Raw genomic sequence first — 9,736 nt, forward strand, 5'->3', positions numbered from 1 at the left:
CCTCCCCAGCCTCGTCAGTCGTCCTCCGCTTCGCTCCGGACGACTGACTCCCTCGCGCGGTGCTGCTCGCGGGCCGATGGCCCGCTCGCAGGCACGCGCCACCGCACAGTTCATTTATAAATAGACGTTGCGCCGCTTCCGTTTCTCACTCCAGCCGATACCGCAGGATAGCGGCGATCCCGCCGAGGTTCGAGAGCTGCTCGCCGGGCGCGAACTCGGAGGAGAAGACGACCACGTCGCCGCCCTGTTGTTCGACCGACTCGATCACCTCGTTGACGTCGATCGACCAGTCGCCCTCCCCCTGCCGCTCCGTGCGGAGCCGGTCGTCGACGACGAGGAGGGTCTCGATCGCGCCGAACTCGGCGGCCTCGGCCACGTCCTCCGGGCCGTACGTCGCCTTCGCGCCCTGCGCGATGTTCTCGGTCAGCTCGTCGATGAGGCTCGCCTCCTTCGAGATCCGGGTCTCCTTCTGGACCTCGTCGACCGCGCCGCGCTTGAGCACCTCGTGGACGCCGCGGTCGCCGGCGGCGGAGGTGTCGACCGTGGTGATCCGGTCGGCGAGGTCGCGGTACTCCTCGGTGACGTAGTCGAGCGCGTCGTTCTTCGTGAACCCCGGGCCCGCGAGGATCACGGCGTCGGCGTCGAGGTGCGCGAGCGCCTCGCCGAGCTCCGCGAACAGCTCCTCGCGGGGCCGCGAGTACTCTCCCTTCCCCGTCGGCTTCGTGAACGAGGCGTACTCCTCGGTGCCGTACTGCTGGACCGTGTGGACGTAGGCGGCCCCCTCCTCGACGGTCGCGATGGCGACGTCGGGGTTCTCGGCGGCCTCCGTCGCCTCCTCCAGCCGCTCGGTCTGGTCCGGCTTGAAGTGCTTCTCGACCGTTATCTCGTCGTGCTCCTCGACGTTGAGCGTGTGGTGGGCGTTGAGCTGGTCCTCGCGGGAGCAGGCGACGATCACGCCCCCGACGCGGAGCCGGTTGGCGAACCGGGCGAACTCCACGTCGTCGACCTCCAGCGTGACGAACAGGTGCTCGCGCTGGCCGCCGGTGTCCCGCATCTGGTCGTCGTTCCGCTGGATCCGGCGCGTGGTGTCCCCCTCGACGAGGTCACCCGGTTCGAGGACGTGCGCGAGGTGCCAGAGGTCGTCGACGTTCTCGGGGACGAGGGTGAGCCGTTCCCGGCCCTCCTCGCCGTAGCCCCGGTCGGAGATGCGCATGGGCGACCGTTCGCCCGCGCTCGTATCAACTCTTGTCTTCCGCGTCGACGGGCGCGCTCCAGTCGAACCCGTCGGCGGCGCCCCCGCGGTCGGTGTCCCGGCGGTCGGTCCCTCCCCGCTCGGGGCGGTCACCGCCGTGTCCGTCGTCGGGTGGCGGCGCTCGCTCGTCACCGCTCTCCACGTCGCCTTCGGCGTTCCACTCGAAGCCGGCGGAGTCGACCCCGGTCCGCGCCCCTCGGTCGGCGCCGATCGGGACCGTCCGACCGGTCTGGACCGCCGCCGACGCCTCGGTCGCCGATCGCCGGGACCCGCCGTCGAACCGGTCGGGGGAGGGGTCCGCGGGCTCCGGGGGCGCTCCCGACGCCGCGGTCGGAGACGCAGACGGAGGCGCGGGCGACTCGGACGCTCCCGCCGCCGGTGAGTCGGCCGACTCGGCTGGCTCGGACGGCTCAGCGGCGTCGAACTCGATCGCGTCCGCGGCGCCGCGGCCGTAGAGCGCGTGCGCGACGACCCGGACGGCGAAGGCGAGCGGGACGCCGGCGACGAGCGGGACGAGCGGCGCGGCCAGCGCGTACCCCGCGCCGAGCGCCGCGACCGCGACGAGCCACGTCGTCGCGTACTCCGCCGAGCCGGCGACGGCGGCGACCCGCCCCGGACGGAGGGCGTCGCGGAGCCGTCCGGACGCGGCGAACGCGGCGAGCGCCGCCGGCCTGACGTACGCGAACGCGAGGAGGTACGCCGCGACGGCGACGCTCAGGAGCCCGCCGCCGGCGCCGAGGACGGCGGGAGCGCTCCTCGGGCCGAGCGCGCGCTCGGCGAGACCGGTCGCGGGGGCGAGGTCGACGGCCCCGGTCTCGACGGCGGCGAACGCGAGCGCCGCGACCGCGAACAGCAGCGCCAACGGCGCGAGCAGCAGCGCGCTCAGCAGGACCGATTTCGCGCCGTCCCGATAGAGCTCGTTCCAGGCGACGAACGGCGGCGCGCCCTCCCGGTTCCCGGTCGCCCCCCCGCCGGCGACGACGCGGACGAGGTACCCGCGGAGCACGAAGGCGGGCGCGAGCGCGAGCGGCGCGAGGACGACGAGCGGCGGGACGGCGAGGACGCCGCCGACCCAGACCGGCGTGGCCACCCACGCCAGCAGGGTCAGGAAGCCGCCGACGACGAGGACGCCGGCGGCGTCGGCGGACCGCGGAAGGACCGACGACGCGCCCCGGATCATATCCGATCCTGTCCCGCGACGGTGATAAAGCATGCCCGGTTCGGCGGACCGCGTCGAGGCGGGCACGAGTTCCGGAGCGGAGGAACCAGAAGGACCGCCTCCCGAGCGTTTATATGATTTCACGAAGTAGAACAAACCGGCCGCGCGGGACAATCGTGTGCCTCTGACAACTCCGATCACGGCCGCCGCGCGCGGCGGCCATCCCCCGTCCGCGGCTTTCGACGGACCGAGAACTTCTCTCGCACCGAGCGACGCCGGTAGCGATTTATTCCGTCCGGTCGACCGTCCCGTATGACAGGCGATGAGCAGACGACCGACGTGGAGCCGGCGCTCCGCAGCTACGGGATCAGCGTCGAGGAGATCGACGGCGGCGACCCGCTCGAGCTCACGTACATGACGGCGTTTCCCGGCCGCGAGGTGCACCACCCCGAGATCGGGCGCGCCCTCAACGCGCTCATCGACCGCGCCGAGGCCGACGAGTGGGACCCCGTCCGGGTCGAGGCGACGGTCGTCCGCGCGCCCGGCGACGTCCTCGGGACGTGGCGCGCGGAGCCGGAGTGGTTCGAGGCGCTGGCCGCGTACGAGATCTCGGAGACGGAGTTCTCGACGCGCGTATTGGAGACGCTGTCGCACGCGGACGAAGCCGCGGCGGCCGACGACGAAGATCCGGCCGCGGCGGAGGCCGACGACGACGATGCCGCCCGCGGCGACGGCGACCGCGCGGATTCCGGGGACCGATCGTGACCCGCCGGAACCCGGTGAACCGCGCGCAGCGCCGCCTCGCCCGGCCGCCCCGCGAGCGGTTCGCCACCCGTGCGCTCGCGTTCGACGTCGACGGTGACACCTGCCGCGGCACCCTCTACCTCCCGGGCGGCGACGGCGACGACCCCCCGGTGATCGTGATGGCGCCCGGCCTCGGCGCGGAGCGGAGCTTCGGCTACCCGGCGGTCGCGGAGCGGTTCGCCGACGCCGGCTACGCGGCGTTCTGCTTCGACTACCGCGAGTTCGGCGCCTCGGACGGCGACTCGCAGGCGGTCCACCCCGCGGACCAGCGCGCCGACTACGCGGCCGCGATCGACCGCGTCCGCCGCGTCGACGCCGTCGGGCGCGGACTCGTGCTCTGGGGCGCGTCGCTGTCGGCGGCGCACGTCCTCGCGCTCGCCGCGGAGCGCGCCGACGTCGACGCCGTGATCGGCGCGGTCCCGATGCTCGACGGCCGCGCGATCGCCCGACGCCGAGGCGCGAAGTACCTCGCGCGCTCTGGGATCGCCGGGCTCCGCGACCTGGTCGGTCACCGGTTCGGTCGCGGCCGGAGCGTCCCGATCGTGGGCGGTACCGAGGAGCTCGCGGCGATCACTGAGCCGGGGACGAAACGGAAGTACCTGGACCTGGTCGACCGCGAGTCGACGTGGCGCAACGAGACGCCGGCGCGGTCGCTGCTGCGGGTCGCGAACTACCGACCCGTCGGGCGGCTCGACGAGATCCGGGCGCCGACCCTCCTCTTGGCCGGGACCGACGACGCAATCGTGGACAGCGAGGCTGTCGTCGACGCCGGCGAGTCGCTCTCGCGCGGGACGGTCGTCACCATGCCCGCGGACCACTTCTCCCCGCTCGGCGAGGACTTCGAGCCGGCGGTCGGGCACCAGCTGTCGTTCCTGCGGGACGCGCTCGAGTAGGGGTCGACGCGGGTTCCGCCGCGCGCGCCGTTTTAAGTGTCGGCGGCGCGGATCCGCAACCATGACCACAGTCGCGCTGTTGAGCGTCGCGCCGGTGATCGAGGACAGCATGGCGAGCGAGGTCGCGAAGGCGGTCGCCGCGCTCGACGCGTTCGACGTGAGCTACGAGACGAACCCGATGGGGACCGTGATCGAGGCCGACGACGCCGAGACGGTGTTCGCCGCCGCCGCGGCCGCCCACGACGCCGTCGACGGCGACCGCGTCTCGACGGTGCTGAAGATCGACGACAAGCGGACCGCGGAGACGACCGCGGACCGGAAGGTCGAAGCGGTCGAGCAGGAGCTCGGCCGAGAGGCGAAGCGAGAGCGCTGACGGAGTCCCGGGTTCGATCGCGAGCGACTGCGATCCGCAGCGACCGAGCGCCGCCCGATCGCGGTTTTGTATTCGTTAGTGGTATTAACCATTAATCACACGTGTGGGTATGGCGATACTGGTCACCGGAAGCAGTCGCGGAATCGGGCGGTCAATCGCGGTCGAGTTCGCCGAGCGCGACGTCGTCGTCAACTACCGGTCGGACGAGGAGGCCGCGGACGAGACGGCGGAGCGGGTCCGCGAGGCGGGCGGAGAGGCCGTCACCGTGCGGGCCGACATCTCCGAGTCCGCGGCCGCGGACCGACTCGTCGAGACCGCCGTCGACGCGTTCGACTCGCTAGACGCGGTCGTCAACAACGCCGGGATCACGCGCCCGAACCGGCTGGAAGAGACGACCGACGCCGAGTGGGAGTCGGTGATCGACACCAACCTCTCCGGGGCGTTCCGCGTCACCCGCGCGGCGGCGCCGCACCTCAGGGCGGCCGGGGGCGATCTCGTCTTCCTTTCCAGCGTCGGCGGCACGCTCGGGACGGTGGACGCCAGCTACGCCGCGAGCAAGGCCGGGGTTCACGGGCTGACGCGCGCGCTCGCTCGGGAGCTCGGCCCGGACGGCGTGCAGGTCAACGCGGTCGCGCCCGGTCCCGTCGAGACCGACCTCAACGACGTCATCCTCGACTACCTCGAAGGGATCGAGTTTCGCGGCCACGAGAACGTCGACACCCACCTCCCCGAGTACGCCTGCGAGCCGGCGGACGTGGCCCACTCCGTCCGCTACCTGATCGACAACGAGTACGTCCACGGCGAGGTGCTGGAAGTCGACGGCGGAATGCACCTCTGAGCGGGCCGGAACCGCCCCGTCCTACGCGGCGTCCACCTCGACCTCACCGCCGGCCGTCGCGTCGCCGGCGGGGTTCTCGACCGTCACGTCGACGGTCGTCGTGCGCACGACGGTCGCCTCGTCGCCGCCGCCGACGACGTCCGCGCGGAACACGACGTCGAGGGTCGTCGTCGCGCTCTCGCCGCCGGCCAAGTTCGGGTCACCGAGCGACTCGCTCGTCACCGCGTCGCCGCGGGCGGTCGCGTCGGCGCGCTCGAACCGGGCGGTGAGGCCGCCGTCGACCGCCGCGAAGTCGGGCGCCGTCCCGTCCGGTTTCCCGCCGTCGGCGCTCCCCACCGCCGCGACGTCGCCGGGCGTCGCGTCCGGGTCTGACGCGGTCAGCGTCTCCCGGTACACCTCGTCGACGCCGGCGTCGCTCCCGACGGCGAGCACGAGCGTCACGCGCTCGACGCCGGCGGAGAAGTCGGTCCACGACACGTCGAGGGCGGGCGAGAGGTAGACGGAGTCGATCCGCCCGTCGTTGCTGGTGACGGTCGGCGCGTCGCCCGCCTCGAAGGCGGCGGGGTCGCCGTCGACCGCGGCCGCCGGCTCGCTCGACGCCGCGAGCGCGCCGAGCCCGGCGAGGCCGCCACCGGCGACGGCGGCGACGCCGCCGAGCAGGGATCGTCTCGAGACCGCGTCGGACGAGCTATCGTTCCGCGAGTGGTCGCTCATCTCGGTGCGACGTGGCCGCGGCATCCGGTATAAGCGGCCGGCAACGAAAGCGCTCGCCGGGAAGAGAAGGTCGGCCGCGAAAGCGCTCGGCGGCGGGCGGAGACCGCCGCTACCCCTTGATGTTGCAGACGGGGAAGGTCCGCGCGACCTTGTCGCCGATCCCGAGCGCGTCGCTCACGCGGATCACCTCGTCGATGTCCTTGTAGACGCCCGGGGCCTCCTCGGCGATGGTCGCGCCCGACTGCGCCTTCACGTAGATCTGCTGGCCGTCCTCGAGGTCGTCCTGCACGTCGCCGCCCCAGAACTCCTGTTTCGCTTGCGTCCGGCTCATCAGCCGGCCGGCGCCGTGGGCGGTGGAGCCGAACGACACCGACATCGACTCCGCGCCGCCGCGGAGCACGTACGAGCCGGCGCCCATGCTCCCGGGGATGATCACGGGCTGGCCCACCTCGCGGTACGTCTCGGGCACGTCCTCGTGGCCCGCGGGGAACGCGCGCGTGGCGCCCTTGCGGTGGACGTACAGCTCTCGATCCGCGCGGTCCACGGCCTCGTCGCCGACCGCGGGGCGCCCGTCGGCGTCGACGCCGACGTCGTGGGTCTCCTTCTTCGCGATGTTGTGCGCGACGTCGTAGAGGAGCTCCATCCCGAGGTCCTCGATCGGATCGGCGTCGAACACCTCGCCGAACGTCTCGCGGGCCTGGTGGGTGATCAGCTGGCGGTTCACCCACGCGAAGTTGATGCACGCCCCCATCGCGCCGTAGTACTCCTCGGCCAGCGCCGAGCCGGCGGGCGCGGCCGCGAGCTCCTTGTCCGGCAGGGAGTCGAGGAGGTCGCCGTGCTCCTTCTCGATCCGCCGCAGGTAGTCGTTGCAGGTCTGGTGGCCGAGTCCGCGGCTCCCGCAGTGGATCAGGACGACGATCCCGTCCTCGGTGAGCCCGTACGCCTCGGCGACCTCGGGCAGGAACACGTCCGTGACGCGCTGGACCTCCAGGAAGTGGTTCCCCGACCCGAGCGAGCCCATCTGGTTGCGCCCGCGGTCCATCGCCTTCTGGGAGACGTACTCCGGCCGGGCGTCGGGCCGCCGCCCCTCGTCCTCGCAGCGCGCGAGGTCGCTCTCGATCCCGTACCCCCGCTCGACGGCCCACTCGACGCCGCGCTCCAATGCGCCCTCGATCGCGTCGGCGTCGCCGCCGATCACGCCGCCGCCCCCGAGCCCGGAGGGGATCGCCTCGAAGAGGGCGTCGACGAGCTCGGACTCCCGGCCGCGCACGTCGTCGTAGGTGAGATTAGTTTTTACCATTCTCACGCCGCAATTTATGTCGTAGCCGACCGCTCCGGGCGAGATACAGCCGGTCCGGGCGTCGATCGCGCCGACGCCGCCGACGGGGAAGCCGTACCCCTGGTGGCCGTCGGGCATACAGAGGGCGGGCTCGGCCATCCCCGGGAGGTGCGTCGCGTTCTTCAGCTGCTGGAGCGAGTCGTCGTCGCCGATCTCCTCCAGCAGCGACTCGCTGGCGAGGACCCGCGCGGGGACGTTCATGTCGCCCTCTCGGAGGATCTCCCAGACGTGGTCGCGCACCTTCTCCAGTCGGATCCCGTCGAACTCGCGCGTTGTCATACCCCGGCGTTCGGCGCGCGGGGGCAAGGGCGTTGCGAGAGGCGGGCGCGACGCCGGCGGCGGTGCGGCGGTCGCCCCGCTACCGGTCGACCGGATCGAACGGCAGCCAACCGATCGCGCCCTCCGCGAGCGTGAGCGCGGCGAAGACGCGGCCGAGCACGAGCCCGTAGATCAGGTGCGCGACGGCGATCACCGCGCCGAACTCGAAGCTCGCCGTGAGGCCGGGGAACGGCAGCGTGGGGACCGGCAGCGACGTCGCCCCCTCCAGCGCGATCGCGGTCGGCAACAGCAGTCCGCCGGTGATCACCCCGAGCAGCGCCGAGTGGACGACGCCGAGCGAGAGGCACCCCCCGACGTCGGCGCGGAGGTCGTCGAAGAAGGACCGGTCGAAGACCGCGACGAACAGGGCGCCGAAGAGGGCGCTGTTGAACAGGTGGACCGCCCAGCCGCCGAGGGCCGTCTCGACGCCGACGAGCGCGCCGATCGTCGGCATCAGTCCCAGCGCTCCGTGTAACACCACGCCCATCGCCACGCCGGCGACGAGACCGCCGAGCGCGCCCGCGCCCCAGCGGCGGTCGGTCGTCCCCGTGTCGTCCGTCCGTGACATACGGTAACAACGCTCTCGACACGGATAATCGTTTTCACGGATCGGTTCCTCTCGGGTGTCTATCTCCCCTTAGACGTCGAAGACGACGTACGCGTACCACTCGTCGCTCCGCCGTTCGAGGGTCATCTCGGAGTAGGTGACCGCCTTGATCTCGCGAGCCGCGACGTCGCCGAGCGGGACCCCGCGGGCCGTCGCCTCGACGGTCCACCCGTCGGGGTCGGCGGTCGCGTCGTCATCGTCCGCCGTCGAGTCGGCCGTCGCGTCGTCGCCGTCCGCCGCCGAACCGTTCGGCCCCGAGACCGAACACCGGTGGTCGGCGGGGAGGACGAGCCGCACGTCGCGCTCGTAGATCAGCCGGTCGAGGTAGTCGAACAGCAGCGCCTCGCGGCCCTCGGCGCGCACGGTCAGCGAGAAGCGCTCGCCGGTCTCCGGGACCGCCTCGCAGCTCGCGGCCGTGAGCCCGTCGGCGACGGCCTCGAACAGCCCCGCGAGGGTCGGCGCGGTCGCCTCGACCGCCACGTCGGCGGTGTGGTCGCGGAGCGCGAAGCTCACGAGCGGTCACCCGGGCCGTCGTCGGGCGTGATCCGCTCGTCGCTCCGCCCGCCCCGGTCGTCGCCCGAATGGTCGCTCGCCCGGTCAGTCTCCTCGTCCGGGCGCTTCGCGGCGTCCGACGTCGGGGAGTGGTACGAGCCGATCCGCCCGCCCTGGCCGGCGTCGCGTATCTGCGACGGCGACACGCCGTCGGCGTCGGCCGCGGCGCGTTCCAGGGCGACGCCGCTCGTCACGAGCGCCCGGATCCCCTGCTCCACGCTCAGGTCGACGTCGACGATCCGCCGCTCGGGGACGAACAGGACGTGCCCGCCCATCACCGGGTTCGGGGCCATCGGCATGAACAGCGTCCGCATCTCCCCGCTCTCGGCCGGGCCGGCGACCGCGTCCGGCGTGTCGCTCGTGACGAACGCGAGGGTGTACACGTCCTCGGTCGGGAACTCGACGAGGACCACCTCCCGAAAGTTCCCGCCGTCCGACTCCAGCATGGCGTCGCTCATCTGTCGGAACCCCTGATAGACGGAGCCGACGCCCGGAATCTGCTCGATCGCGTAGTCGGCGTAGTCGACCGCGAGCTCGCCGTACCGCGTCGACTCGACGGCGACGCCGATGAGGAGGATCGACCCGACGAACACGACGGGCGTCGCGACCTCGATGGCGACCTCCCGGCCCATCGGGAGCGTCGACCGCGGCAACAGCGGCAGGATCGCCGTGGAGAAGGCGTCCAGGTAGTCGTAGATCGCGTTGAACACGAACCCCAGCACCGCGAGCGTGATGACGGAGGGGACGATGACGGCGACGCCGGTCAGCAGCGCCCGCCTGAGGCGCCCTCGGTTCGGCGGGGACTCGACAGCCATTGTCGGCACCACGAACGAACCGGACAAAACGCTTCCGTCGACGGGCGCTCTCGGAGGGATCGCCTCGGAGCG

General features: G+C 72.4%; 11 protein-coding genes. 4 read left to right on the forward strand and 7 right to left on the reverse strand.

All coding sequences use genetic code 11. The features are described from left to right. Positions 1-145: 145 nt before the first annotated feature. On the reverse strand, positions 146-1,213 hold the full coding sequence (locus DJ75_RS06625; RefSeq protein WP_094523710.1) for an mRNA surveillance protein pelota: 1,068 nt from the start codon (positions 1,211-1,213) through the stop codon (positions 146-148). Positions 1,214-1,238: 25 nt separating this feature from the next. Then, entirely contained in the window at positions 1,239-2,432 is a 1,194-nt protein-coding gene (locus DJ75_RS06630) for a DUF4013 domain-containing protein (RefSeq protein ID WP_094523712.1), read from the reverse strand. 291 nt (positions 2,433-2,723) lie between these two features. Here DJ75_RS06630 and DJ75_RS06635 point away from each other — a divergent pair, with 291 nt between their 5' ends. The 4 genes from DJ75_RS06635 to DJ75_RS06650 all read left to right on the forward strand — a co-directional run bounded on the left by DJ75_RS06635 (position 2,724) and on the right by DJ75_RS06650 (position 5,319). Beyond that, complete coding sequence (locus DJ75_RS06635; protein ID WP_094523714.1) at positions 2,724-3,176, forward strand: hypothetical protein; 453 nt, start codon at positions 2,724-2,726, stop codon at positions 3,174-3,176. Next, the gene (locus DJ75_RS06640) at positions 3,173-4,108 is read left to right on the forward strand and encodes an alpha/beta hydrolase (protein WP_094523715.1); all 936 of its coding nucleotides are present in this window, start codon (positions 3,173-3,175) and stop codon (positions 4,106-4,108) included. Before DJ75_RS06635 ends, DJ75_RS06640 begins: the two co-directional genes overlap by 4 nt. A 61-nt stretch (positions 4,109-4,169) precedes the next feature. Beyond that, the gene (locus DJ75_RS06645; protein WP_094523717.1) at positions 4,170-4,481 is read left to right on the forward strand and encodes a thiamine-binding protein; all 312 of its coding nucleotides are present in this window, start codon (positions 4,170-4,172) and stop codon (positions 4,479-4,481) included. Between the two features lie 109 nt (positions 4,482-4,590). Beyond that, entirely contained in the window at positions 4,591-5,319 is a 729-nt protein-coding gene (locus DJ75_RS06650; protein ID WP_094523719.1) for an SDR family NAD(P)-dependent oxidoreductase, read from the forward strand. 21 nt (positions 5,320-5,340) lie between these two features. Here DJ75_RS06650 and DJ75_RS06655 read toward each other — a convergent pair whose 3' ends face one another. The 5 genes from DJ75_RS06655 to DJ75_RS06675 all read right to left on the reverse strand — a co-directional run bounded on the left by DJ75_RS06655 (position 5,341) and on the right by DJ75_RS06675 (position 9,664). Then, the gene (locus tag DJ75_RS06655; RefSeq protein ID WP_094523721.1) at positions 5,341-6,033 is read right to left on the reverse strand and encodes a hypothetical protein; all 693 of its coding nucleotides are present in this window, start codon (positions 6,031-6,033) and stop codon (positions 5,341-5,343) included. Positions 6,034-6,142: 109 nt separating this feature from the next. Further along, positions 6,143-7,651, reverse strand: coding sequence for an RtcB family protein (locus DJ75_RS06660; protein ID WP_094523723.1), 1,509 nt, complete (start codon positions 7,649-7,651; stop codon positions 6,143-6,145). A 79-nt stretch (positions 7,652-7,730) separates the two neighbouring features. Further along, entirely contained in the window at positions 7,731-8,258 is a 528-nt protein-coding gene (locus tag DJ75_RS06665; protein ID WP_094523725.1) for a hypothetical protein, read from the reverse strand. Positions 8,259-8,327: 69 nt separating this feature from the next. Next, positions 8,328-8,810: an archease gene (locus DJ75_RS06670; protein ID WP_094523727.1), complete on the reverse strand. Its 483-nt coding sequence runs from the start codon at positions 8,808-8,810 to the stop codon at positions 8,328-8,330. Continuing rightward, the gene (locus DJ75_RS06675; RefSeq protein WP_094523729.1) at positions 8,807-9,664 is read right to left on the reverse strand and encodes a DUF502 domain-containing protein; all 858 of its coding nucleotides are present in this window, start codon (positions 9,662-9,664) and stop codon (positions 8,807-8,809) included. Before DJ75_RS06675 ends, DJ75_RS06670 begins: the two co-directional genes overlap by 4 nt. Between the last annotated feature and the right edge of the window lie 72 nt (positions 9,665-9,736).

This window comes from Halorubrum sp. Eb13 (assembly GCF_002252895.1).
Classification (GTDB): Archaea; Halobacteriota; Halobacteria; order Halobacteriales; family Haloferacaceae; genus Halorubrum.

Excerpts from the sequence above, each read along its gene's own strand:
- DJ75_RS06625 (WP_094523710.1), bottom strand. The coding sequence starts at position 1,213 with ATGCGCATCTCCGACCGGGGCTACGGCGAGGAGGGCCGGGAACGGCTC.
- DJ75_RS06630 (WP_094523712.1), bottom strand. The coding sequence starts at position 2,432 with ATGATCCGGGGCGCGTCGTCGGTCCTTCCGCGGTCCGCCGACGCCGCC.
- DJ75_RS06635 (WP_094523714.1), top strand. The coding sequence starts at position 2,724 with ATGACAGGCGATGAGCAGACGACCGACGTGGAGCCGGCGCTCCGCAGC.
- DJ75_RS06645 (WP_094523717.1), top strand. The coding sequence starts at position 4,170 with ATGACCACAGTCGCGCTGTTGAGCGTCGCGCCGGTGATCGAGGACAGC.
- DJ75_RS06650 (WP_094523719.1), top strand. The coding sequence starts at position 4,591 with ATGGCGATACTGGTCACCGGAAGCAGTCGCGGAATCGGGCGGTCAATC.
- DJ75_RS06655 (WP_094523721.1), bottom strand. The coding sequence starts at position 6,033 with ATGAGCGACCACTCGCGGAACGATAGCTCGTCCGACGCGGTCTCGAGA.
- DJ75_RS06660 (WP_094523723.1), bottom strand. The coding sequence starts at position 7,651 with ATGACAACGCGCGAGTTCGACGGGATCCGACTGGAGAAGGTGCGCGAC.
- DJ75_RS06665 (WP_094523725.1), bottom strand. The coding sequence starts at position 8,258 with ATGTCACGGACGGACGACACGGGGACGACCGACCGCCGCTGGGGCGCG.
- DJ75_RS06675 (WP_094523729.1), bottom strand. The coding sequence starts at position 9,664 with ATGGCTGTCGAGTCCCCGCCGAACCGAGGGCGCCTCAGGCGGGCGCTG.